At 43.5% G+C, this 26,301-nt stretch carries 21 protein-coding genes; 13 read left to right on the forward strand and 8 right to left on the reverse strand.

Going from position 1 to position 26,301, the window contains the following annotated elements; all coding sequences use genetic code 11:
• Positions 1-95 precede the first annotated feature (95 nt).
• Together FKN08_RS04130 and FKN08_RS04135 are read left to right on the forward strand one after the other, a co-directional pair.
• Positions 96-1,640, forward strand: coding sequence for a YjjI family glycine radical enzyme (locus FKN08_RS04130; RefSeq protein ID WP_139060276.1), 1,545 nt, complete (start codon positions 96-98; stop codon positions 1,638-1,640).
• Positions 1,641-1,663: 23 nt separating this feature from the next.
• Positions 1,664-2,545 (forward strand): YjjW family glycine radical enzyme activase, encoded by an 882-nt coding sequence (locus FKN08_RS04135; protein ID WP_139060277.1) that lies wholly within the window; start codon positions 1,664-1,666, stop codon positions 2,543-2,545.
• A 24-nt stretch (positions 2,546-2,569) separates the two neighbouring features.
• Here FKN08_RS04135 and FKN08_RS04140 read toward each other — a convergent pair whose 3' ends face one another.
• Positions 2,570-3,508 carry a LysR family transcriptional regulator gene (locus FKN08_RS04140; protein ID WP_048626349.1) on the reverse strand — a complete coding sequence of 313 codons (939 nt, stop codon included), beginning with the start codon at positions 3,506-3,508 and terminating at the stop codon, positions 2,570-2,572.
• A gap of 415 nt (positions 3,509-3,923) precedes the next feature.
• Here FKN08_RS04140 and FKN08_RS04145 point away from each other — a divergent pair, with 415 nt between their 5' ends.
• Complete coding sequence (locus FKN08_RS04145) at positions 3,924-4,694, forward strand: TerC family protein (protein ID WP_047008736.1); 771 nt, start codon at positions 3,924-3,926, stop codon at positions 4,692-4,694.
• Positions 4,695-4,854: 160 nt separating this feature from the next.
• Positions 4,855-5,457 (forward strand): 2OG-Fe(II) oxygenase, encoded by a 603-nt coding sequence (locus FKN08_RS04150; RefSeq protein ID WP_047008737.1) that lies wholly within the window; start codon positions 4,855-4,857, stop codon positions 5,455-5,457.
• A 61-nt stretch (positions 5,458-5,518) separates the two neighbouring features.
• Here the strand turns inward: FKN08_RS04150 and FKN08_RS04155 are convergent, their stop codons facing one another.
• Positions 5,519-6,784: an HD domain-containing protein gene (locus FKN08_RS04155; protein WP_006741574.1), complete on the reverse strand. Its 1,266-nt coding sequence runs from the start codon at positions 6,782-6,784 to the stop codon at positions 5,519-5,521.
• Between the two features lie 625 nt (positions 6,785-7,409).
• On the opposite strand from FKN08_RS04155, the gene FKN08_RS04160 reads away from it, so the two are divergent.
• From FKN08_RS04160 to FKN08_RS04195, 8 genes are all read left to right on the forward strand, one after another.
• Positions 7,410-8,603, forward strand: coding sequence for an iron-containing alcohol dehydrogenase (locus FKN08_RS04160; RefSeq protein ID WP_170891405.1), 1,194 nt, complete (start codon positions 7,410-7,412; stop codon positions 8,601-8,603).
• 161 nt (positions 8,604-8,764) lie between these two features.
• Positions 8,765-9,970, forward strand: a complete 1,206-nt coding sequence (locus FKN08_RS04165) for an aromatic amino acid transport family protein (RefSeq protein ID WP_006741572.1) — start codon at positions 8,765-8,767, stop codon at positions 9,968-9,970.
• Positions 9,971-10,244: 274 nt separating this feature from the next.
• On the forward strand, positions 10,245-11,369 hold the full coding sequence (locus FKN08_RS04170) for an HD domain-containing phosphohydrolase (protein ID WP_048626351.1): 1,125 nt from the start codon (positions 10,245-10,247) through the stop codon (positions 11,367-11,369).
• A gap of 87 nt (positions 11,370-11,456) precedes the next feature.
• Positions 11,457-11,675 carry a hypothetical protein gene (locus FKN08_RS04175; protein WP_005377723.1) on the forward strand — a complete coding sequence of 73 codons (219 nt, stop codon included), beginning with the start codon at positions 11,457-11,459 and terminating at the stop codon, positions 11,673-11,675.
• A gap of 324 nt (positions 11,676-11,999) precedes the next feature.
• Positions 12,000-12,764: an ABC transporter ATP-binding protein gene (locus FKN08_RS04180; RefSeq protein WP_005394180.1), complete on the forward strand. Its 765-nt coding sequence runs from the start codon at positions 12,000-12,002 to the stop codon at positions 12,762-12,764.
• A 10-nt stretch (positions 12,765-12,774) separates the two neighbouring features.
• Complete coding sequence (locus tag FKN08_RS04185; protein ID WP_104969484.1) at positions 12,775-13,659, forward strand: ABC transporter substrate-binding protein; 885 nt, start codon at positions 12,775-12,777, stop codon at positions 13,657-13,659.
• Positions 13,656-15,632, forward strand: a complete 1,977-nt coding sequence (gene fhuB, locus FKN08_RS04190) for a Fe(3+)-hydroxamate ABC transporter permease FhuB (RefSeq protein ID WP_170891406.1) — start codon at positions 13,656-13,658, stop codon at positions 15,630-15,632. Before FKN08_RS04185 ends, fhuB begins: the two co-directional genes overlap by 4 nt.
• A gap of 201 nt (positions 15,633-15,833) precedes the next feature.
• Complete coding sequence (locus tag FKN08_RS04195; RefSeq protein WP_170891407.1) at positions 15,834-18,056, forward strand: TonB-dependent siderophore receptor; 2,223 nt, start codon at positions 15,834-15,836, stop codon at positions 18,054-18,056.
• Positions 18,057-18,097: 41 nt separating this feature from the next.
• On the opposite strand, the gene FKN08_RS04200 is transcribed toward FKN08_RS04195, so the two are convergent.
• From FKN08_RS04200 to FKN08_RS04225, 6 genes are all read right to left on the reverse strand, one after another.
• Positions 18,098-18,646, reverse strand: coding sequence for a hypothetical protein (locus tag FKN08_RS04200; protein ID WP_054867095.1), 549 nt, complete (start codon positions 18,644-18,646; stop codon positions 18,098-18,100).
• A 252-nt stretch (positions 18,647-18,898) separates the two neighbouring features.
• A complete protein-coding gene (locus FKN08_RS04205) occupies positions 18,899-20,674 on the reverse strand; it encodes an ABC transporter transmembrane domain-containing protein (protein ID WP_170891408.1) in 1,776 nt (591 codons plus the stop codon).
• A 3-nt stretch (positions 20,675-20,677) separates the two neighbouring features.
• Entirely contained in the window at positions 20,678-22,417 is a 1,740-nt protein-coding gene (locus FKN08_RS04210) for an ABC transporter transmembrane domain-containing protein (RefSeq protein WP_170891409.1), read from the reverse strand.
• A 273-nt stretch (positions 22,418-22,690) separates the two neighbouring features.
• Positions 22,691-23,182: a type II secretion system protein gene (locus FKN08_RS04215; RefSeq protein ID WP_104974136.1), complete on the reverse strand. Its 492-nt coding sequence runs from the start codon at positions 23,180-23,182 to the stop codon at positions 22,691-22,693.
• A gap of 214 nt (positions 23,183-23,396) precedes the next feature.
• The gene (locus FKN08_RS04220; RefSeq protein WP_170891683.1) at positions 23,397-24,740 is read right to left on the reverse strand and encodes a sodium:glutamate symporter; all 1,344 of its coding nucleotides are present in this window, start codon (positions 24,738-24,740) and stop codon (positions 23,397-23,399) included.
• 576 nt (positions 24,741-25,316) lie between these two features.
• Positions 25,317-26,003: a DNA-3-methyladenine glycosylase I gene (locus tag FKN08_RS04225; RefSeq protein ID WP_012841859.1), complete on the reverse strand. Its 687-nt coding sequence runs from the start codon at positions 26,001-26,003 to the stop codon at positions 25,317-25,319.
• A gap of 86 nt (positions 26,004-26,089) precedes the next feature.
• On the opposite strand from FKN08_RS04225, the gene FKN08_RS04230 reads away from it, so the two are divergent.
• On the forward strand, positions 26,090-26,284 hold the full coding sequence (locus tag FKN08_RS04230; RefSeq protein WP_005394200.1) for a hypothetical protein: 195 nt from the start codon (positions 26,090-26,092) through the stop codon (positions 26,282-26,284).
• Positions 26,285-26,301 lie beyond the last annotated feature (17 nt).

The raw sequence follows: 26,301 nt of genomic DNA on the forward strand, positions 1-26,301 counted from the left end.
AACAGGTAAGCCGGAGTAAAATCACGTTACTCTTTAGGGGTAGAATCCATGTTTTATCTTGTGGGTTTGTGGTTACTTTTTCAGGGACATCTCAGATGAAAAGCCTTTCTGAACTACAACAACGTTTTCTAGACATTGCGACTGATGTTCGTCTTTCTCCAAAACAAAAGTCGAACTTTTTGGCCTTGGAGGCGGAAGCATGTATTCCTTACATGTCGATTTCCCCATCGCTAAGACAAGCAATGGATGAAGGAATCATCTGTGATATGTTTGAAGGCCATGCACCTTTCAAACCACGCTATGTGCTGCCTGATTACGCTAAGTTCCTATCGCAAGGCTCTGAGTATCTAGAGTTGCTTCCAGCTGACGATTTCGATGATGCGCTGAATATGCTCACCATCATTTACCATCATGTTCCATCGGTAACGAATATTCCGGTGTATTTAGGTCAGTTGGATGATGTCTTACTGCCTTACATAGGCGACCTGACAGAGAATCAAATTTACAAAAAGTTAAAACATTTTTGGATCATGTTGGATCGCACATTGCCAGATGCGTTTATGCACGTGAATGTCGGACCGACAGACAACATTATTTGTCGCACTATTTTAAAAGTGGACGCCGAGCTCAAGCAGATTGCGCCAAATCTTACGTTCATGTACGACGAGTCGGTCACGCCTGATGATTTACTTCGTCAAGCGACGCAGAATATTTGCGAGTGTAGTAAGCCTCATATTGCCAATTACCCTGTGCATTCGAAAGCCTACAGCGGTTCACGTTTTGGTATTGTAAGTTGCTACAATTCACTGCCACTGGCTGGCGGTTCAAACACGCTGGTGCGAATGAACCTAAAAGAAGTCGCAGAACGAGCATCGGATTGTAACGACTTCTTAAACAGTGTTTTACCTCTATACCATCAATTAATGGTTGAGTTGATGGACGCTAGAAGTACGCACTTGCATGAAAAGTCCAATTTCTTTCAAGGATTTTTGACGCAAGAAGGGTTGATTGAAGAGTCCCGTTTCGCACCAATGTATGGCATTTATGGTATGGCAGAAGCGGTGAACCTTCTGTTCGAAAAAGAAGGCCAAACGGGGCAGTACGGAAAAGATGAACGTGCGAATGCTTTTGCTCATGATGTTTCAGCCACACTGGCGAAACTAGTGGAGTCAACCCCAGTGAAATATGGTTTGGATGGTAAAGCGCTCTTACATGCTCAAGGTGGTATTAGCTTAGATCTTGGCGTTACGCCAGGTGTGCGTCTTCCTTATGGCACGGAGCCAGACCCTGTCACTTATGTACAAGCAACAGCTGAGCATCACCAGTATTATCGTGCAGGTATCAGCGATATTTTGACGATTGATGAAACGGTGAAATCAAACCCAGAAGCGATGTTCAATTTGTGCAAAGGGGCATTAAATGCAGGCTATCGTGAGTTTACCGCGAATGTGGCCTCAAATGATTTGATTCGCGTTACGGGATACATGGTTAAACTTTCTGATATCGCAAAATATGATGCAGAAGGTTCGAGAACCAATACGACGTTTCTGGGAGCAGAGGCGGCAAAAAATACTGGGATTTTAGATCGCTCACCACGTGTGGTGAGTCATGAAATGACACCGACCTACACGCAGGCGTAAAGGTCGGTTTAGGAAAGAACAAGATGTCTAGACGAAGTGGAAGCCTTTTGGCAAAAGTCACTCGTATCCTTCCTTTCTCTTGTGTTGATGGGCCAGGAAATCGTCTAGTCATCTTTCTACAGGGTTGTAACTATCAGTGTTTGAACTGTCATAACCCTCATACAATAAACCATTGTAATCACTGTGGTGATTGTGTGAGTGAATGTCCGGCAGACGCACTGAAGTTCGACGAAAACAACAACGTTGTTTGGCTTAAAGAGGAGTGCACCCACTGCGATCATTGTATAGAGATATGTCAGAACCAATCTAATCCAAAAATTACTGACTACTCTGTGGTAACAATGCTCGATTTGATACGCAAGCATCGCTTTTTCATCAGTGGTGTTACAGTATCCGGTGGGGAATCTACCTTACAACTTCCTTTCATTATTGAGCTGTTTAAAGGGATCAAGCAAGATCCTGAGTTACAGCACCTTTCTTGTTTCATCGACAGCAATGGCTCTTTATCAGTGACAGGTTGGCAGCGTGTGCTTCCTTTTCTGGACGGTGCGATGATCGATTTGAAATCGTGGCAGACAGAGACGCACCAGTGGCTAACTGGGCGTGATAATCATCGTGTATTCAAAACGCTTCAGTACCTTGCAAAGCATGAAAAATTGTATGAAGTTCGGTTACTGCATATTCCAGGGAAAAGTGATTTAGATATAGAAATCGTAGCGATTGGGCGCTATTTGAGTACTTTACCTGAATCGGTGCTTATCCGTTTAAATGCATTTCAACATCACGGAGTCATGGGGGAGGCGCTAACCTGGGATGCGTGCTCTCGCCATGATATCGAACGCTTAAAATCAGAACTTTTACGTTACGTGAGTAACCCCATCGCAGTGCCGACTGTACTCACGTAATGCAGTTTTGATTCGTTATCTTACTCACGCATCGCACGCGTCTAGCATGGCACAGGCATCGAGCAATTGTTTTTGTAGCCATTTTAAAGCCGGATCGTTCAAGCTCGCTTTGTTCCAAACGAGGCTGTAGGCTACCTGTCCATAATCGAATGGAAGGGATTGTTCAACCAAGCCTTTTGCTTGCATGGCCGCCCTTGCCCAAAGTTTGGAACAGGTGAACAAGTAATCTGAGTGCTGACACATCACTGCAGCTGAACCAAAATCCGCTACACGCATAGCCATATTTCGCTTCGAGTGCCTTTGTGTGAGGTTCTGCTCGAAATAAGGTTGTGAGAGATCTTTATCATGAATCCCAATGTGTCTTGCACAGAGGTAGCTTTCAACAGACAAAGGCTGTTTAGAGAGTGGATTTGATGATCCCATTAAACAAACCATTTCGTCTTTCAGAATGGTTTGCCATACCAAGTCTTTGTTTTGCGTGGGCGGCTGACTAAGATCGTGTGGAAGCAGCAAAAAGTCCACTTGGCCTCTTACCAACGCATCGAAACTCATTTCCTCTTTTGCATGCACATTCAAATGTGCATGATTGCCGAGTTGCTGAGATAAATGCTGTAGAACTGGCGCAAAAAGCTCAAACGAACTTTCGCGCATAGCTAATGAGAAACTGCCCTGATAGTAAGCTGGATTAAATGAGCCCTGATGTAATAATCCATTCATGCTAGAGAGTATGCCATGGATCGAGGGGCCAATGTGCAGCGCAAATGCCGTTGGTACCAAGCGAGTACCATCGCGATAGAAAAGGTCATCTTTCAGCGTTTCACGTAATTGCCCAAGTGTTTTACTGACGCTCGAAGGTGTTACACACAGGCGCTCTGCGGCAAGCGTAACACTGTGAGTGGTTAACAACATATGCAATACAGTGAGATGTTTTAGGCTAATGCGTGAAAGAGCAATGTAGTCCATAAATAGCATGGTTTCTTATGATTTTTGGCAGTATATCAGGATGAAACAAATTTTTACTATTGTTTATCTCGTAAATGAGCATCTTTCGCTTTGAGCTCAATGTATTTAACGTGTTGCGTAAAAATAATTTGAGCTTTGTAAGATTAAAGAACTCTCTTGGATTTGTTAGGTCTTTGGCGTTTTTCTTTCTTCAATTTTAGAATTTCTATTTTATTTATCTTTCTAGTGCGAGGGCTGAATAGTTTGTGTACGAATGAAAAGCCGTCATTACCTAATAAAAATAGCCATTGTGTTGTTGATTGTTTGGTGATTTACTCAAGATCCTTAAGTAACAGAGGTATAAATAATTAATGGACGACCCCTTTAGTCGACAGAACCCTTCACCGTATGTCTTCCCATCACTGGAGGCGTACTCATGTTAGAACTTTTCATGCAACCAGAGGCTTGGGCGATTTTTGCCACTTTGTTTGCGCTTGAAGTTGTCTTAGGCGTTGATAACGTCGTTTTTATCTCCGTCCTATGTGAAAGATTGCCACTGCATCAACGTAAACTGGCAAGAAACCTTGGTATCGGCCTTGCTGTTATTGCTCGTATTGCATTGGTTTTTTCTATCTCTTGGATTATGCAGTTGACTCAACCACTGTTTTCCGTCGTAAACCAAGCGTTTACCGGAAGAGACGTGATCATGATCGCGGGTGGTGCATTCCTATTGGCAAAAAGCCTGAAAGAGTTGTGGAGCTGGTTAAATCACAATGAATCTGGCCACTCGACTCATGCTCGTACTGGATTAGCGGTAGTGCTGCTGCAGATTGTTGCTGTGGATGCGGTATTCTCAATGGACTCGGTGATTACCGCCGTCGGTTTGACAAGTGATGTCCCGCTTATGGTCGCGGCGATTGTCTCGTCTGCAATCGTGATGGTAATGACTGCTGAAAAAATCAATAATCTGGTGACGCGCTATCCCGGCTTTAAAACGTTGGCATTGCTGTTCCTCGTTTTACTGGGTGGCTTATTGATGGCAGAAGGCTTCGCAATTCATATCAATAAAGGTTATGTGTACTTTGCGATGGCATTTGGTTTGATTCTGGAACTTTGTCATATCCAGCTAAAAAACAAACAGCGTCCTAGCATTAAGCGTCTTCGTCCGTTGCGAATTCGAGCAACGAGATTAGAAGCTCGTCAATAATAAACGACATTGCCGCTCACATGAGCGGCATTTTTGTATCTTGTATCATCTATTTTAATTCTCGTTTTGCTTAGTTGTCGTCTCGATAAAAAATCGCATTTGTTGTTGTGTCGCAGATTTTTTATATAGAGCGCCCAACTAACACGAGTGAACGAAAATAATGAATAAAATGATCGATGCGTTAGCAACCAATGGCTACTACATCTGGGATGACTTTCTTTCTGAACAAGAGGTGGCTCAACTGCGAGATTGCATTCCAAGCAATTGGAAAAAAGCACGTATTGGTCGTAACGATGATGTTACTCGTATTGAATCTATTCGTAGTGACAAGATTCAATGGTTATCGCCAAATATGGGGCATGCTGTTACTTCTTACTTGGATAAAATGGAAGAGATCCGCCAAGAAGTGAACCGTCACTTGTTTCTTGGACTTTTTGAGTACGAAGCTCATTTTGCCAAGTACGAGAAAGGGGACTTCTACCAAAAACATTTAGATTGCTTCAAAGGTAACGAAAACCGTCGATTGACGACCGTTTTTTATATGAACGAATCCTGGACGGAAGAAGACGCGGGTGAATTAGTAGTATACGATTTGAATGACAATAAAATTGCAACCATTCCCCCACGCTCAGGGCGTTTGTTCGTATTCTTATCAGAGCAGTTCCCACATGAGGTGTTACCAACCAATGCCGAGCGTTTTAGTATCGCTGGTTGGTTCAGAATCAATGGTGTGCGAGATAATTTACTTGATATTGCTAGGTAACTATTTGTCGCCTAGTCTTATCATCCTAAAAAAGGGGGGCGTGTGTTCGCCCCTGTTTTGATTAAACGTCGGTTGAGAGTTCGTAACACTCTGTCATGTTTCGTTCTAATACCGCATAAACGTCAGAGCAAAGCTCCTCTTTGGCTATTTGCTCACCCATAATGTCGGCGATCTGTGTTTGAGTCATTCGTCCTCGATAGGGGCGATCTTGAGACAGGGCTTGGAAGACATCCGCGACAGCAATGATACGCGATGGAACATCGAGCTCGTCGCCTGTTTTGTGATAGGGATAGCCCGACCCGTCTAAACGTTCATGATGATTGGAAGCCCATTCCGCTATTTTCGCGTTAGGGAAGACCTTATGCAATGCGAGCTGAGTATCAATGGTATGGCGTTTAATGCGCGTGTACTCTTGTTTGTTCAGAGAGCCTTCTTTGTGAAGGATTTCATCTGGTGTTTTTAACTTTCCAATATCATGCACCAGCCCTGCAATATATAACATTTCTTGATCGTGCTCGTTTAGCCCAAGCTTAATCGCGAGATACCGAGATAACTCCGCCACTTTTTGTGAATGTTGATAAGTGAATGGGCTCTTTGCATCAACAATTTGAGCGATAAACATTCCCAAACTGTTCATATCTTGGATGGTTAATTGCTTTTGAAGCCAATCAATGCTTTTAAAATTTAGGCCTATGGTTTCAATATTTTCCGACTCCATCGCGAACCAAAACGCGTCGGTCATGACGAGTTTAACCATTGCTTCGGCCATACTTGGATTAAACAAGGTTCCAACGTTTGCCATGATACACTCAGCAATCAATTCCTCATGAAGCGTGACAATGTCACAATGGCAGTTCATGACGTATTTTGAGCGCATAAAATCAAGGCGATCCGATAAGTAGAGCAGGGCGGCCACCTCTTTTTCAAAAGGCGGTAAATCGAGCTCTTTTAGTTCGCTCCAATGTGTATGGTGGTAAAGAACTGGTGTCGCAAATTGGCGCAACAAACGACACTGCTTGAGGCTTCGGTACCCTCTTAAGCAGTGTGTTTTCACGTCTTGTGGCACCAGCTCTCCAAGTAACATTTTATGTTCTTGTGTTTCGGAGACTCCACAGTCGTGGATCATACCTGCGAAGTAACAAAACTCCGCTTTTTCTGGCTCCCAACCCATGACGCGAGCACATTGGTAAGCGATATAAGCGACACGATGGCTGTGGTGAGTATCGTCAACACCGACATAATCGAGTGCTCGAGCAACCCAGATAAGTGCTTGTTTTAGATCGACTTCAAAGCCCGTGTCCGTATGGGAATGGCAAGAATGATTCATGGTTTATACCGACATTGCTAATTAGCCCACGCGAAACCCAAATCAGAAGGTGATAGGAAAATTGGGTACGACAGCGAATAGACCCCAAAAAGGTGGGCGTTTAGACGTAGTTTTAATTATGGGGCGGATAATAATCCTAGTTGCATAACAATATCACCTGAAGCTCATGATTAAGAGTCAGTTATTTGAACTAAGTATTAGTTTTGAAAGATTATTGTTGCTTTTATTGACTTATTTGAAAACGACAATAAATCATGATGTAACGCATTCTTATTTGTATTTTTATAAGTGATGTTCGGATTAGATTACTGATATACCGTACCGTTATGTGATTAAGTAGAATCCATATTTTTGAGTTTGTATGAATGATAAGGCACCTTCAATAACCACTTTATGATCGGCAAAGCCGAAGAGGGGTGAGTTATTAAGGTAACGCTAATGGAAAATCATAAAAAATAATTTTCTCTACAGCTCATGTGGTGTGGGGAGATCAAGATAACGGTATTGCTCCCTCAGCAGCATTTATGTGTTGATGGAATGACTTAATTAAAAAATGTGTGATTGCAAAGTAAGCATAGGTGATAAAAGTAGCTAGAATGATAGCTCTAAATGAAAAGGATTTCGTATGTTGAAGCATCGCTTATATCGGACTTACACCGCAGGGCTAAAAATAGCAGCTCTTATCCTTCCTATGCCGAGACCAACCTTGTTTTCCGGCCCTGGTTCGATGAATGAGCTATTAGAATCGATGACCGAACTGGGATTTAAACGCGTCTTATTAGTTACCGACGAAGGGTTAGTCCAAGTCGGTATTGTCGATAAGGTGCTCAAGGCGGCAGCACAACTCGATTTACAGTTAGATGTTTTCTCGAAAGTGCAGCCCGATCCTACCTATGATCAGGTAGAAAGCGGTCTAGAGGCTTACCATCGTTTTCATTGTGAGGGCATATTAGCTTTGGGTGGTGGCTCGGCAATGGACTGCGCAAAGGTCATTGCTGCGAAAGTTACCAATAAACGGCCAATAAAAAAGTTAGCTGGACTATTGAAAGTATGGCGAATGCCAGCGCCTCTGTTTGCTATTCCAACGACCGCAGGAACAGGAAGTGAGGTCACCATCGCCGCGGTCGTATCAGATCCCTCCTCACACATTAAAACCCCTTTGATGGATCCAAAGTTGGTGCCACTAATGGCAGCTTTAGATGCGAACTTAATGATTGGTTTACCTCCTAAGATCACGGCTGATACTGGCGTTGATGCATTAACTCACGCTATTGAGGCGTATGTGTCGAGAAATGCTACTCAAGAAACTAGGGCTTATTCTGTTGCCGCCATTAAGTTAATTTTTAAGCATCTTCCTCGGGTCGTAGCACAAGGGGATGATGTTGAAGCTCGACATAAAATGGCCATGGCATCCTATTACGCAGGTTTAGCATTTACGAAAGCGAGTTTGGGTTATGTTCATGCGTTTGCTCACACATTCGGTGCGAAATATGGAATACCTCATGGCATGGCAAACGGATTAGCCTTGTTACCTGTGCTGCGCTTTTCATTATCAGAGATAGAGCCTCAACTAAGAAAACTCGATGCGTTGACGGCCGAAGGGCAGTCAGGTGAGGCGAGTGCTCAACACTTTTTGACGCATGTGGAGTCTTTGTTTGCAAGCATTGATATTAAGCAGAAAAGTGCACTCATTCAGCGCGAAGATGCTGATGCGCTTGTAGATTTAATTATGAAAGAGGCGCACTGGAATTACCCTGTCCCTAAGTTCATGAGCAGGGAAGAATGTACTCAGATATTGTTGGACATTAGTGGTGTGTAAATTATTATTTACACTTGTGGTTTTTTATCCTTACACTTTGCTTGATCTTCTGCTGAAGATCCTACAATATCGACAGTATTACAAATATGGTATTGGTTTCGGTACGCCGTTGCCCGATCTAATACCGATAATTCCTAATAAAGTGTAAAGATAAATATACAATGAGTCGTTCTAAAGTATTCGGTAGTACTCTAATTATCGCGGGAACTACAATAGGTGCTGGCATGCTAGCCCTTCCACTTGCCTCTGCCGGCATTGGTTTTTCAACTTCAATCATCATCATGCTCAGTTTATGGGCTCTGATGGCTTTCACTGCCTTACTCATGCTTGAGCTTCATCAGCATGCAGAAAGTAGTGCAACTCTTCATACTTTAGCGAAACAGATCCTAGGCCAAAAAGGCAAGTGGGTGGCAAGTTTTGCGATGCTGTTTCTTTTCTACTCATTGTGTGCAGCATACATCGCTGGCGGTGGTGCTCAGTTCGGAGATCGCCTCGCACAATGGTTTGACCTTGATATTTCAGGGTCTACATCAACGATAATCTTTACCTTGATTGTGACTTTAGTTGTGACAGTTGGTACAGGTACGGTCGATAAAGTTAACCGCGTGTTGTTCGCGATGAAACTTGTTGCGATGGTTGCTGTGCTTTCTTTTCTTGCTCCAAACGTTACGGAATCTTACTTATTGAGTATGCCGATTGAGCAAGGTCTTATTGTAGCGGCGATTCCTGTTATCTTTACTTCGTTTGGTTTTCACGGAAGCATTCCGGCAATTGTGAATTACTTAGATGGCGATACTTCTTCTTTGCGCAAAGCCGTTATTATTGGCTCGACGATCCCGCTCGTGATTTACATCTTTTGGCAGATCGTGACATTGGGTGTGGTTAGCCAAAGTACGCTTATTGAAAACGGCGGGTTGAGCGCGCTTATTGGTCAACTATCGCAGACGGTGCACCAATCAAACTTAGGCAACATTGTCGGTGTATTTGCTGATTTGGCACTGTTAACGTCATTTCTTGGTGTGAGTTTAGGTCTATTCGAGTTTTTGGGTGACACCATCAAAGGGAGCAACGATAAGCCTAATCGCTTGGTTGCGGCACTCGTGACGTTTACCCCACCGCTGGGCTTCGCACTTTTTTACCCTCAAGGCTTTATTATGGCTTTGGGTTATGCAGCGATTGCCTTAGCGATTTTAGCCATCTTTTTGCCTTTGGTTATGGTGATCAAGGTTCGTAAATCGGATGATTTTACGGGGGAGTACCGAGTTGCTGGTGGCCAAGGCGCATTAGTGATAACGGGTATCGCTGGCACAGGTATCGTATTAGCTCAGCTGTTAATTACGCTGGGTGTGCTTCCTGCTCTGGGCTAGTTGTTTAGAACGTTTTCTGAATAACCTCTAGTTACTGAATCCATCGTAATCAATCAGTATTGTTAAGCCAACGAGTTTCGCTCGTTGGCTTTTTTAATCTGGATCAAATTACCGTAAGATATTCGGTGAAAGAATTGGTAGAAATGTGCTTTTATTTCGTACACTTAAGTTGTGGTATATCGATAATTTAAGTGGAGAAAACCGCTCAAAATACCATTGAATTTACAACACAATGAGCTTCTCTTGTTTCTCTGCTTGGGTGTGGAGGTGAAGTATGGCGCACCGGAGTTTTTACCCGTTTGCAAAACCGCTTAATGAGCAACTGCAAACGCTAAAGGGCAGGATGCAGGCGCACTTGCCGTGTATTGATAGGGTGTCATTTGCTAAATATCACCCAGACCAAGATGTGCTCAAATCATTTGCAGAAAGTGAGTTCGACACTTGGTGTTTAGCCCACCATGAGTCAGCATTCCGTAAACTCCACCACCTCAATATTGCCTCCAAAAACGCGATTCCTCGCATCGTCGAAGACCTTCACGATATTAATCATTGTCCTCGGGTTCAAACCTTACTCAAACAGGGATACCAGTCGTCGGTTGCGATTCCTTGTTACGACAATAAAGCATTTACAGGCTTTGTGTTTTTAAATTCCACTCAGCCCAATGCGTTTAGCTTAGAAGCGTTGAATAGTCTTAAACCTTATTTCGAAATGATTCAATTTGCGGTTGAATCAGAAGACCACGTCGTTAGCGCGATAGAAACGTTGGCGAACCGAATGCAATGTATGATGCCAGGCTACTCCCCTGAGTTTTACGCGCATACCAAACGAATGAAGTACTACAGCCAAGTCATCGCAACGCAGTTAGCGGATCGTTATCACCTGAATGATGAAATGGTCGAAGATATTGGTATTTTTGCTCAATTCCATGCGCTCAGTGATATTCAGCTGCCAGTTGAAATTGCTAGTCGCCGAACAAATTATACTCAAGAACAAGAGGCGATATTGATTCAACATATTGAGCGTTGCATCGACTCGGCCGATGACATAGTGGCTCGTATCGGAAATCCGGTTCACCCGAGTGTGACTTTGTTTTTGCAGATGGTTACTTATCAATACGAAAACTTAAATGGTACTGGTTATCCGTATGGTTTAACCAGTGGCGATATACCAATCGCCGCGCAAATTACGGCTGTCGCGAATGCCTTTGATTTTATGACGACGCACCATCCGTACAGACAAGCGTGGTCCATCCCATACGCATTGTTAGAACTTGAAAAATGGGTATATCAGGGATGGTTATCTCGAGAATGTGTTAATGCTCTGCGAGAGCATCAAGGTTATATAAAGCAAATCATCCACAAATATCCGGAGCACTATACAGGCTTGGGGTTAATGTGAAGAGCAGTAACGAAGTTGAAATGTTGACGAGGAGGAATATTTAAACAATACTGTTTTTATATACAGTAATAGGTTTGGAGGTGAAGTATGTTGTGGGAAACCCTTGAAAGAGTAAACCGCTTACGCCAACAAGCACTTGCAAATCCTGAGTTTGTTGAGTCAGCAAAAGAGCACGAACAAGCACTTCAGGAGCAAGAATACCATTATCAAACGAAGAAAAAGCGTTCAGCCAAAGACAAACAAGGTAAAAAGTCGCTGGCCGATATCTATAAAGAAGTAGAGTTTGGCGCTGACGCTCGTCATTAATTTATTCACTGCGGCATTTCTCATTTCTTCATGCGCCGCAGTATTCATTCAAATTTATGCGAGGGCAGTGGTAGACCGCTGCTCTCGTTGACCTGCGACAATCCACTAATGAAGTCATCCGCAACAAATAATCATTAACGCTTAGTAATTCTCTCAATGATCTTGTTGATGTAATGATAATGACAACGGTTTGCATTTGTATCTTTGTTGTTATATAAAACCTCCCTTATTAATCGTTCTGTTGAATAAGAACGGCAAACGTGATGAACGAATGAAAGCGATTGATTAGCTTTCATTTGTGAATGGCTATTAGGTGAAGTAGGGATGTTGGAAGCTAAAGCACTCCAGTTTGAGATTGAAGGCAAGTCATTGCTAAAAGCGTTTGATGTGACATTTGAACCTGGGAAAACATACGCTCTTGTTGGGCACAATGGTTCAGGAAAATCCACATTGTTAAAGTTGCTGGCACAGCAACAGCCATACACCGCTGGTGACGTGGTTCTGCATGGAACGAGCATTAACGATCTCTCAGCGAAAAAATTCGCCCAACACATTGCCTACTTGCCTCAGCATCTTCCGGTGACCGACAGTATTTTAGGTCGAGATTTAGTCGGTTTTGGTCGTTACCCATGGCATGGTTTACTTGGTCGTTTGAGCAAGAAAGATCATGACATTGTTGAAGAATCAATGGCGATGACAGGAACACTAAAATACGCAGATCGCTTAGTTGATACGCTATCTGGAGGGGAGCGCCAACGAGTGTGGCTAGCCATGCTATTAGCGCAAAAAACCGAGTATTTGCTTCTTGATGAGCCTTTGTCTGCGTTAGATATTAGCCATCAAGTCGATATGTTGAAGCTCATCTCTAAACTCAGTAAAGAGTTGGGCTTGGGCGTTATTATCGTACTGCACGATATCAACTTAGCGGCGCGCTTTTGCGATCATATCGTTGCATTGCATCAAGGTGATTTGATTGCACAAGGCAATGTTGAACAGGTGTTTACTGAACCTAAGCTAAGGGACATATACGGGATAGAGATGAAGATCTCTGACCACCCTGCGGGTTATCCGGTGGCGATGCCAAGCTAGAGGTTGAATAATGAGCAGTACAAACACTCGACTTAAGCATTTCTCTTTCGCTCTCTCACTTAGTGCGCTTTTGGTCAGTTCCTTTCAAGCAGTAGCTGAGGCGTCACCTCGGGTGATGTCGGTTGATTGGACACAAACTGAAACGATGTTGGCGTTAGGGGTCGTGCCCGTAGGCGTCGCTCAAGGGCAAGATTACGATGCTTGGGTAAAATCGCCACCGTTACCACCTCAAACTAAGGATGTAGGGTTAAGAACTCAACCCAATATAGAGCGTATTTACGAGCTCAGACCTGACCGTATTTTTATTGCCCCGTACTTCTCCTCAATGAAGCATCGCTTAGTCGATATCGCCCCCGTTACCACGATTGACTTATATGAAAGCGGGATTACAGATTGGTCGGTACTTACTCGTTTCACTCGGAGGTTTGGTGAAGAGCTAGGAAGAGAAGCGGAAGCTGAGGCACTTATACAACAATATGAAGAACGTTTCTCTTTATTAAAACAGCGCATAAACAAAGGCCAGCCGCCGCTTTTAATGATTCAGTTTATGGATACGAAGCACGTTCGTGTTTTTGGTCAGAATAGTCTTTACTCTCAGGCTATCGAAAAGATTGGGCTGAGTAATGCGTGGAACGAAGAGACAAATAGTTGGGGCTTCAGCTTGGTCGGCATCGATAAGTTAGCAGGTATAAGAGCCCAAATTGTTATCGTTGAGCCATTGCCTCACGGTGGCGAAAAGCGGCTCTCTCAAGATCCGTTTTGGCAATACGTTGTTCAACAGTCTGGTGAGAAGGTCATGCAAGTCGCGCCTGTTTGGAGTTTTGGTTCTATGCCTTCAGCGCTTCGGTTCGCGGAGTTAGTTACGGCGAGTAAGGTCGAGGAGTTAGAACAATGAAAGCCATGCCTTTAAGCCTTGTGGTGTTACTTTCGGCATTTACCTTTTCTATTGGTGCTTTCCAATTGTATCAAGCAAGTTCATTCTCACTGGCTCTTAGCAGTTTATGGAAACCTAACTTTCAATCTATCGATTCCGTCTTACTTCACTTTAGCTGGTGGCCTCGAGTCTTCACCACGATTATTTCTGGTGCCGGATTAGCGGTTGCTGGGGTATTAATGCAACAAGTTCTGCGCAATCCTCTTGCTTCGCCAACAACATTAGGTGTGGCGAGCGGTTCAAGTTTTGCTTTGATGTTAGCTACGCTATTTGCCCCTTGGATGTTGGATATAGCACCTAATTTGGTTGCTCTCATCGGCGGTGTGACATCGATGGGGTTGGTGATGCTGTTGTCATGGCGACGAGCGTTATCTCCAACGGTCGTCGTCGTTTCTGGGTTAGTGATAAACCTGTACTTTGCATCATTAAGTACGGTTATTCTGATGATGAATACCGAAAAGCTGAATGGATTAATGATATGGGGAGCGGGCTCGCTTGTTCAGAGCGGATGGGGTGATTTCTCGTATCTTGCATCTCGAATCGCACTTGCTACGGTTATCGCATTTGTGTTTGCAAAGCCGTTAAGTCTGTTAGAACTCTCCGAGCAAGGTGCCAAGAGTTTAGGTGTCTCGCTAGCCAAACTGCGCTTTGTCTGTCTTGGGCTTGCGGTACTAATCACTTCTTGGGTCGTTTCTGCAGTAGGAATCATCGGTTTCATCGGGTTAGCAGCGCCAGCGATTACTCGATTGATAGGCATCAATAAAATCCAGCATAAGCTTTGGGTATCAATGCTGATTGGTGCCATGTTATTGACTTTAACCGATTTGGTTATTCAGCAACTGCCAGGGCTGATGGCGAGTTTTATACCAACGGGAGCAGCAACGGCTGCATTGGGCGCTCCACTACTGTTATGGTTGTTACCTCGCTTATCACAAAAGACGCAGGGCCATACTCAAACAGTGTTAACTCGACACCGTCAACATGTTTACAAGCTAAACCCTAAAGCGATCTCATTGGCGTTGATCGGCACGTTAATTTCCGTTGTTCTTTTTGCCACGGTTGCTGTGCAAAATGAAGGGTGGACAAACTTATTTTCTAGCCAAAATTGGATTTTTTTGGAATGGCGCGCACCTAGACTATTTGCAGCAGCAATTGCGGGGGCAATGTTGGCGATTGCTGGGACCATGATTCAACGCCTAAGTGGAAACCCAATGGCCAGTCCTGAAGTGATCGGTATCAGTTCAGGGACAGCGATGGGATTGATCATCGCGATGTTTACTGGGTTTGGTTCGTCAATTTTCACTCTTTCTCTAGGCGGGCTCGTAGGCGCATTAGCGACGGTATTGGTCATTGTGCTGCTAAACCGTAAATCAGGTTTTCAGCCGGAGCGCATTTTGTTGACTGGTATTGCTATTACCGCACTGATGAATGCAATACAGAGCTTTATTCTAGCCACTGGTGACCCAAGAAGTTATCAAGCATTGGCTTGGTTGTCTGGGTCTACCTACTATGTTTCGGTTGAAACGTTACTCCCATTGTCTTTATCTGCGCTTGTCTTTATAGGGTTGAGTTTTCTCTGCGTAAGATGGCTAGATATTCTTCCTGTTGGCGCCGCTTCCTCTAAAGCACTTGGGATTCGCGTTGATCGTTCGCGCGCGATACTGCTGCTTTTAGTTGCTTGTCTCACGGTCAGTGCGACATTGGTTGTTGGTCCTATTAGCTTTGTTGGGTTACTGGCTCCGCATTTAGCTCGCTTATTTGGCTTTAACAAAGCGTCACAACACATGTTATGCGCCGCGATATTGGGTTCCGGCGTGATGTTGTTGGCCGATTGGTTGGGACGACAAGTTCTTTACCCACAAGAAATACCAACAGGGCTGATGGCATCTCTCATTGGCGGTTTGTATCTGATGTGGGGATTACGCCGTTTATAGATACCAGCTAAGCCTCAACGAAGAAAGTACTTATACAAACAAGCACTCGCAGTGGCATTCGCAACCTATGCGAGTGCTTTATGCAAAACCTCTGGTTTGTCTTTTATGGAAACAACTGGCGATGCCGTAACTCGCTTTTCTTTCAGCGATCGCTGAAGTCATGAAGGGTTGGTTTGGCTGCCGACAAAAAAGGAGAATAATATGACTCGGCAGTTTATGCTGACACCAACGTCAATGGCGGTTGTATTAGCGTTATCAACGCCAAATGTCTTGGCTCAGGAAGATGAAAATATAGTTGTGATTGGACAGCAGCAAGACAGTGCAGTTGGTCCTGATTTTAGTTATCTTGGAGCGAAGAGTCGGGCAGCGACGAAAACTGATATTGCCATCCATGAAACCCCAAGAGCGGTATCTGTTGTTACGCGAGAACAAATGGATGATCGTGCCTCTATTAGCATTTCTGACGCGCTACAGTACACACCAAGTATTCAAACTAATTATTTCGGCGAAGATAACAAGCAAGATTGGTTTATTATTCGTGGTTTTAAACAGGCGAACAGCGGGCTGTATCAAGATGGTACCCGTTTATATTCTTCTGGTTTCTATAGTTGGCAAATAGATCCGTTTGCGTTAGAAAGGGTTGAAGTTTTACGTGGTGCAGCGTCTGTTCTTTATGGGCAAAACCCTCCTGGTGGGGTTATCAATGTCGTCAGTAAGCGACCTCAATTTGATGGAGGCTCAGGGCTTGTATCTTTGGAGTACGGTTCTGAAGACCGTAAACAACTTTCTCTTGACGTAAACTCTGAGGTGAGTGAGCAGTTAGCTTTCCGCTTTCAAGGGTTAGCGAGAAAAAATGGGACGAGAATTAGTGGGGTAGAAGCAGAGCGCATTCTTCTCTCTCCATCAATGACGTACAAATTTAATGAGACGTCTGAAATTACCTTTCTAACGAGCTATCAAAAAGACGACTCAGATCCTTATCTGCAATTTTTGCCAGTTGAAGGAACGTTAACGCCAAACAAAAATGGAAAGATCAGTGATAGTTTAGCGATAGGCAATCCCAACTGGGAGACGTTTGAGCGTGATCAGGTGTCTTTAGGCTATGAGTTTTCTCATGCGTTTAATGATACCACTTCGTTTGTTCAAGCTGCTCGTTACAGTGAAATGGATGTTAAGTTGAGACAAATGTATTCGTACGTTTACTCGGCTGATGTACCTGGGTTGGGGCCGATTTTAGATCCATCAAATGAACGCAAGACCATACTTCGGGGCGCTTCAACAGAAGATGGATCATCCGATGCTTTTAATATTGATAATCGTTTGATGCACCAAGTAAATTGGGGAAGCGTTGAGCATAACTTGATGTTGGGTTTAGATTTTCAAATGATCAGTATCGATGGTAAGGACTTTGCTAATGATCCTATCGTTGCTGATGGTAATGCGCTCTTAAACACACCAATGGGAGCTTTGCTTGACCCTAGGTTTAATGTATTTAATCCCACTTATTCGGATAATATAACGTTACTCGATCCGAATACGCTACAGCCATTGAGCGAAACCGATAAGCAAAGAACGAAAGTTGAGAACCGACAGCTCGGTGTCTATTTTCAAGATCATATGCTGATTAACGATAAATGGACAATGTTATTGGGTGCGCGTTACGACGATACAAGTAATGAAGTACATAATGTTACCACGGGTGCTTGCACGAAAGTCGATAATGGAGAGTGGACATTTAGCGTGGGAACGGCTTATATTTCTGATTCTGGCTTCACACCATACTTTAGTTACTCTCAGTACTTTGATCCAATTATTCAAGAAGATAGCAATGGTAAGCCAGCGAAGCCTGAAAGCGGTGATCAATTTGAAATCGGTATGAAATACCAACCGGATTCATTTGATGGCTATTTCAATATTGCAACGTATCTGGCAACAAAAGAAAACTTGGCTCGTATCTACTTGAGTGAATTAACGCAAATAGGAAAAATAGAAAATAACGGCGTTGAGTTTGAAGCTGTAGCCAATGTGACACCTTCTTTAACATTAATCGCAAACATAGCCTATGTTGACGCTGAGATAAAAGAAGACGTTAATAACGAATGGCTTGGAAATACACCGTCTCAAGTTGCGAATACCGTTTCTTCAGCTTGGGCACATTATCGTTTCTTTGATGGACCTCTTGATGGCTTTGCTGTTGGCTTAGGTGCGCGCTATACAGGTGAGTCATACGGAGATAATGAAGAGAGACTAAAAGTACCAAGTTATTTCTTAATGGATGCGACGGTCAGCTATCGCATTGGAGATTACAAGCTACAAGTCGCAGCCAAAAATATCACTGATAAAGAGTACATAGCGACATGTGATGGTTTTTGTTGGTATGGCGATCGACAAAATATTATTGCCAGTTTAACTTACGATTGGTGATTTAACGGATAAATAAACACCCCTAGTGTAGGGGTGTTTATTTAGAAATCGGCTTTGCGGACAAAATGTGGGTTTTTGTACTTTTTCTGCGGACCAAACGATGATACTACGAGCTTGTTCCATAACGTTTTGTCAAACTCACCCTTTGGAATCGAAGGGTAGAGGGTTTCCTCTTCTTCTCTTGCAAAGTTCATGTACTGTTTCTTCTTAATTTGATTGTACTTTTTGGCGATCTGGTTATGTTTTCTTACCCACTCCAGTTTGTAATTGTGGAGCACTTTTTCACCTTCTTCCGCACTCATTCGAGATAGGAATAATCGCTTGTACGAGACCTTTCTGTCCAACATTGTGCGCATGACGGTTTGGATATATTTACCGTGGTGCGTGACAGTAATATCTTTTTCGTCAACAGGAGTGACGCACCAGCCTTTAGGTAAAAAGTCTGGCTTCTTAAATTGCTTATTACGCTCCATTAGCGCCTGATGTAAAACTAAATCAGAGGTGCCGCGGAACGTTTTTTGCCATTTACCGATACGAATTTGAATCGAACCAGGCAAGCGATAGATGTTAGTAAACTTATCTTTGTCCATGGACTTGTGTCATGAGATTAATATGCATTATTAGAAAGTGAAAAACAGTCTAGTGCAAAGGGCACCAGACTGAAGTACCGTACGATTTTACAACGACCTTGCGTGATATAGCGAGGGGTTATGTCAATAATAGGTAAGAAATAGAAAATTAGTTCACATTATGAAGAAATTGGAAGCTAATCAGGCTAACTTTTGAAGTTGGGCCGATTATGCCCATGCCTACCAAATAAAAAGAAGGCATGGGTATAAAAATCACACCGCTTCTTCGAGTTGCTTGGTTTCTTCTTCAATCTGCTGTAAATGTCGGTTTGCTTGCTGTAACTGATACATTTGGGCATAACGACCATTTTGTTTCAATAGTGCTTTGTGTGTGCCTTTCTCTACTAACTCCCCATGATGAAGAACAATTATTTGGTCCGCATCCAAAATAGTTGAAAGTCGATGAGCGATAACGACTAGTGTCATGTCTTGTCTGAGTACTGCCAAGCTCTTTTGTATTAAAGCTTCTGTTCCTGAGTCAATATTGGCCGTTGCTTCATCTAATATCAATATTTTAGGTTTTACCACAAGCACACGTGCTAACGCTAAGAGCTGTTTTTGTCCAGCAGATAGATTGGTTTCACCTTGACCTAACTGCGTGTCTAGCCCATTAGGATAACGGTGAATTTGCTCTGCCAAACCTACCTTGTCTAACGCATCCCATATTTGAGTATCGTCAACCGCTCGACTAAGAGAGATGTTTTCTCTGACTGAAGCAGGGAGAATGTGCGGATCTTGCTGAACCATTGCCACATCTTTACGAAGGACGTCTTTCCCTAGTGTTTTAAGTGGACGACTATCGATGAGCAGTTCACCACATTGCGTTGGATAAAAGCCCATTAACAGTGACGCTAATGTGCTTTTACCGCTTCCTGTATGCCCGACAAGCGCGATAAAGTCTTGGTGGTTGGCCTTCAACGAAATGTCTTTTAGGACGTCCTGTTTACCATCGTAGCTAAATGTGAGGTCTTTAAGTTCGATAGCACCTGACCTTAATGGCTGATGGTCGTCCCCATAAGTTTGTTCTTTCGCATCAATCAATTCAAACACACGTTCGCTTGATACTAACGCTTGCTGAAGTAGAGCAAGCTGCTGAGTCATTTCAATTAATGGCTCAGTAACGCGCGCAAGATAACTGATAAACGCATACAGTACCCCCACACCAATCAACTCAATACCGTTAAAGCCAAAGATCGCAACCAAGCAAAGTAACGCGAGGCCAGCGAGCAAGTCCATCAATGGTCTTAGCAGATAGCCGTTTAGCCGAATCACTCGTTTAGATGCCACCAAATGCTCTGCGGTTAGCTCGTTGAACTGTTTATTAAAACGCTCTTCTTGTTGCATTAATTGAATGACACTCATCCCTTGAATGGATTCACTCAGATTCGCATTTATATCAGTCAATAGGTCACGCATCTTTCGGTAGCTTTCTGTACTTAGCTGCTTAAACAAGTACATAAAGCCGATGACGATCGGTAGCAATACAAGCACAACAAGTGTGAGTTTCCAGCTCATGAAAAACATAACGCCAAGCATCACCACAATCATGACCACGTTTTTCACCACGGTCGCGATCAAGAGCTCATAAAATTGCTGTAGAGATTCCGTATCGTTGGTGATTCGCGATACCAATTTCCCCGCAGGAGTGTAATCAAACGCAGATAACGGCTGCTTAATCACACCAGAAAATACTTGCTTACGAATCGTTTTGATCGTGTTAGCCGCGACAATGCTAAATTGCAATGACTGAAAATACTGAAATGTTGCCGATACCATCTGAAGAGCGATATAACCTACTGCTAGCGAAATCAGAACATTCTGTGAATAGTCACCTTTAGCGATGTGCTCATCAATGAAATATTGAATCAACCAAGGGCCGCCAGCGCTGGCTAACGCTGCGATAAACAGCAAAGCAAGTCCTTTAATCATTGGCTTTGGTTGAGATAATGGGTAAGACATCAACCGTTTAAACGTACTGGTCTGGTTCATTCATTATTTCTCCATCGCCTGTTCTAGTTTTTGGTACTCGAACATTTCGGCGTACCATCCCTGATGCGCTAATAAAGCGCTATGTTGCCCACGTTCAGTAATGTGGCCGTGATTCAAGACAATGATCTCGTCTGCTGCTTCCAATGCGGTGAGGCGGTGTGCAATAACGATTAGGGCTTGATTACGGTAGTGTGTTTCCAAATTCTTAAGGATTTGATGTTCGGTCCGGCCATCAACAGCCGAAAGCGCATCATCCAATACCAAGACTTGTGCATTTAGTAACATAGCGCGTGCTATCGCAATTCGTTGTTTTTGTCCTCCAGAGAGAGTAATGCCTTTCTCGCCAACTTCAGTTTGATAGCCTTCAGGAAACTTCTCAATATCGTCATGTATACAGGCTAACTTTGCAGCTCTATAGACTTCTTCTTTCTCTGCATTAGGGTTACCTAAGGCAATATTATCGAAGATAGATTTGGAGAATAGAAACGGGCTTTGATTAACCACGGCAAAGCGGTTGCGCCACTGAGGAAGTAGGGCATCTTTAATCTCAACATCCCCGAATGTAATTGAACCGTTTGTTAGGTCGTGCTGACGCAAAAGCAGCGTTAGCAGGGTTGATTTTCCGCTTCCGACAGGGCCAGCTACTCCCAACATTTTACCGGGTTCAAGTTCGATTTTTATTTCGGCCAGAGCTGGTGGTAAATCACTGGACCAGTGGAAAGCATCGATATCAATTTTTAATGGCAGTGGTTTATCTTCTAATGGTTTATTTCCACTGACAATCTCTGGTGTTTCATCAAAGATCTCTTGTAGGCGATTCCATGCTGCGGAGCCTCGCTCTAAAATATTAAATAAGAAAGCGAAGGCCAGCATAGGCCATATCATTAACCCTAAATACATCGTAAAGGCTGTTAGATCACCAAGCGTGATCTCTCCCTTATCGACAAGGTAAGCACCAGCAGCGACACTGAGAAGGAAAGAGAGGCCGATGGTGAGTTGGATAGCTGGATCAAATCTCGCGTCGACTCTAGCGACGGCGATATTTTTCTGACCAGTATCATCGACTACATCTTCAAAACGCTGTTGTTCTTGATTCTCTAACCCAAAAGCTCGCAACATTCGCACGCCGTTAAGTGACTCTTGCGTCATGTCTGACATGGTAGAAAAGGCTTCCTGAGCAATGCGGAAACGTTGATGCAGTATACGGACGATAAAAAAGATGATGATTGCAAGAAACGGCATTGGAAGAAGTGCCATAACAGTGAGCTTCCAGCTAACTTGCGTTACCATGATGATTAAAACTGCAATACCCGTGATCAAGGAGTCGGCTGCCGTTAAAACCCCTTCGCCGGCTGTCATTACGATGTTACGTACATCATTAGTACCACGCGCCATGAGATCACCGGTCTTATAACGTTCGAAAAATCGGGGTGGTTGTGTCGATAAGTGCCTATAGAGACGATTACGTAGAATGGTTCCGAGTTCCCAGCTTGCGCCGAAAAGCCAAATTCGCCATAAGATACGGCATCCATAAATGGCAAAGATCAGTGCAGTGAGTCCCAAGAGCCACAGAATCAGCGTATTTGTATCTAACGTGTTATCTACGACCCCATCAACGATGATACCGACCGCTTTAGGAGGAACAAGTTGTAGAGTTGATATCACAGCGAAAAGCAAAATCGATCCGACATAATGCTTCCACTTTTGTTGGAAATACCAACGTAACTGCCAGAATATTCTCATCACGCCTCCCGCTTTAAATTATTGAATTTGTTATAGAACTATTATTGAGCGAAATGATGAGTTTACAAGCACAAATTATTGGCGGTCGGAAAAACGATAGATTGTTTCGATTACGGGCGTGTGCGGTCGCGAATTACTTGTTTTCTCGCTGCAAGCTAACTATGAAACAACATTATGTGAAATAGTTGTTAATAATGGGTTTTGGGGCCAGTATTCTGCTAAAAGCGATGAAAGCACCAAAAGTGCAACTGTTACTTTCACTCACTAGGGGAACTAGCAGTCGTCAGTTTGTATTTTGTAGCTGACTTGGCCACCTGGAGTTTCTGGGTAGTAAACTTCGACATAACACATATGGTCTGGACCAACAGGTTTGTTTGCAAAGCCGATAAGGAAATAGGGTTCGTCCGGGCTGTCTACCCCGTACCAAGTATTGATAGTGAGTTGAGGGTCGAAACCTGCCAGCTCTTTTGCGGGAATGACATTCTTAATAAATCCAAAGTAACCAATTAGGTCGTTATTGCCGTCATTATCTAGATCAATGTTATATTGTTTGCCGCCATCTATCGTCTCTTGAGATTGAATAACGGCTTTAGTGTACACAAAGTTGTTTGCAGTCATGAGCGCTTCCCTCGCGCCATATAGTACTGCCACTCGGGCATCTTTTTGCAGACCAAGAAATTTAGGAAGGGCAATAACACTAACGACACCAAGGATAATGATGCACACAATGAGTTCAATGAGGGTAAATCCTTGAGAGCGATGCACTGCCTTTTCTCCATGAGTCATGAATAGTTTGGCGGCTATTTTGATATAAAAATGCGTAGGTCAAGTATTAAAAAAGGATGGGAAGGGGTGACCAAGCTTGCAGATCTTAAGTATAAAACAAGTTGCTTATTTTTTGCATGCTGTTGGGAGGCGGCTATCGAATAAGAGAAGAGAGTTAAATTCGGGAGGATAAAATACCTCCCGAAATGAGCAATTAAGACTCGTTTGCGACGGCTTGACCGCTGCGCTTAAATACAAATCGCCAAATAAATAAGACAACGGCAATATAGGCTAGACCTACACCTAACGCTTGCCAGTGCATGCCGTTATACATTGCGATTGGCATAAGCGAGATGATGAAAATGTCCGTAATTGAGCCTGGAACATAAGCGATAGCATAGTCGTCTAACACTTTACTGCGCATTTTGGGGTCGACAATGCGTAATAACGCGATACCCATAGCGACTGTACCTGTTAACCATCCCCAAGAGAAAATGCCTTTCTCAAACCAGTCATCTCCCATGATGCGAGGTGCAACCCAAAAGATAAGCCATAGCGTGAACGCGATACCACCAATTGCGAGCACTACCATTGGCATTAAATACTGCGCTAGAACCGTGATCTTAATAGCTGAAATACCAAAGATGATCAGGTAATCCGTACTAATACCCGCTGCGTGTTTGAATGCGCCGTCACATAGGTAATGAGATGCCTTGGTTTGCTTAGCGATGATTCGAACTAACATACCGCCTAGAAAGCCAGTAACGAAAGTCGGAATTTGTACCTTATCGTGGAAAGAAGATAAGTAGTTGGCTGCTACATAAGAGAAAGCCGTTACCACTACAACCAGCGCCGCGTGAATCGCGAAAGAATCGACTGACAATGATGACATCGTATCTTTCATCACAGGTTCTTGATCGTCAGGTTTCACTAAGCCTTTGCGTTCGTGTTCGTCCATGCTGTCGAATGTCGTAAAGCTACGAATCCAGCCCATTTTCAACGCAAACTGAAGCATTAACATGCCCACAGAGATTGAAATAAAGATCCCAACTGTGGCGAACGTTAAACCGAGCGTGAAGCCATCTTCCCAACCAAGTCCCGTGAAGATTTCACCGACTACAGATGCTGAACCATGTCCGCCCATGAATCCAGCGGACATGGTTACGCCAAACCCAGGATTAATCTCAGGCCAAAAGAAGGTGGTAAGTACTAAACCAAACATTGCTGCAAACAGCCATTGCGACACGGATGCAATTTGGTTAAACGCCCACAATGAGCCTGCTCGTTGAGCAACCACTTTTGGTGACGGGACATCTGTTGCTAAACCCAACGCAGAAAAAAGTGCAGCAGTTAAGAGGCTTGCGTTTGCGGTAAAGGTATCTGTCCAAGGTAATACGTTAAGCAGAGCTGGGCCAAAAATAAGACCAAATAACCCAGCCAATACAGCAGATGGAATGTACATGCGTTGTAGTAAAGGCATATGTACACGAATTACTTTTGCTGCAATTAATAGTAAGCCAGCGATGGCTAAGTCAGTCAGCATTAGACCTTTTGGCATTTCTTGTCCTCCAGTAAATGCGTTCAAGGGGCTCATCCTTTTAACCAGCCTTGATGTAATAAATAACTTCCAGCACAAAACCACGAAAGTAGTCACTCATGTGACATCGCGTCATGGTTGTTCTAGTCAGCACTCTATTGCGCTGTCGAATTTGTATTAACGGATCTGTTGATCCTTAAATCTATAAAGTGAGTGCAATTGTTGTGAGTGCTCACGAAGTGTTGAGAAATTTGAATAAATTCCTCGATCAAGTTTCTGATAGTTCACTCAGGAAGGGCGTGTATCCTAGTCAGTTTGTCAGCGCAATGCAATTGAGCGTCATCAATATTTAGTGCCTAAAAACTGGGCACTTGTAATTAAATATTTGATAAATAAAAATATTGAACAAGAAAAATAATTTGTCGATATGATAACTTTTTGTGATTTGAAGGGGGATTTTGCCACTTTAAGGAGGGATTTTTTGGAGGAATCGAGAAAGTAGTAATATCAGTAAGAGCTAAAGTAGAGTGATTCGTGCAAATATCATGCGTTATAGGGGGGGCCGGAATTTCGCCCCCAGAGCTACAAAGTGCTTGTTTAAATTCGGTTGTCACCAGTACTAAACGCGATAATTTGACTGATTTCGGTCAAGCTTCTTCCACTTTCTTGCTGCCACTGAATAAAGGCTTTATTAGCAGAGTCCAAGGACTTTTTCGTGTCTTTGCCGCCTTCAATGATCTTGCAGTTGCGTAAATAAGCTTCGACATCGTTAGACAGAATAAAAGTGTCCACGCCCATTTGGCGTAAAGTGTAAGGGCCTGTATTTCCACCCAGACGACTACCATGCTTCTTCAAGTAGCCCCATAGATCCGTGATCTTTTCCCGAGGCCATTCAGCAATCATGTTACTGAACGAGCCATATTCGATTCTTGCTTCATGGATCATGCGAGCGTTGGCCGGAATCGACATGACTTTAGTGAGGTGGCGAATGATGCGTTTGTCGGTCGCTTTGGTTTCCCATTGTTCGTCAGACAGCATCAATAGTGGCTCAATCTTAAAGCCGAAGAACACTTCTTCGAAGTTCGGCCACTTGTTGCGAACCACGCTCCACGAAATCCCGCTTTGGAACACCTTCATCGAAAAAGCGGCGAGCCAACGGTCATCGGGAATCGCTGCTAATTCCTCTTTACTTAATGGGTGAGACAATAGCGCTTCAAGCTGATCTTCTCCGCCTTTTCGCTCAGCAGCACGTTGATAAATCGCGTCAAATTTTTCGATACTCATAAAAGAAGTTAGTCCTAGTTTATGTCGATATTTGCGAAACATACTACGCTTAAGTGGCTGAATCGTAAATTGATGGAGTGTCACAAATGAAGAAGGTCACATTAACGTTTGTCGGGGAAGGTTCGGAGCGTATCGCGGATAAATTTTATACTTGGCTGGCTGATGGCGGATTAGAAGACAGCTTAATTGAGACTCTATCGGACAGAGAAGTGTCGGTGGTCGGTATTAGTGATATGGATAACGAAACGCGTGATGTAGTAATTACGACAGAAATGAATTAGCGCGTTGTACACGACCA

The organism is Vibrio sp. 1-2 (7-a) (assembly GCF_013048515.1).
GTDB classification, from domain to species: Bacteria; Pseudomonadota; Gammaproteobacteria; order Enterobacterales; family Vibrionaceae; genus Vibrio; species Vibrio diabolicus.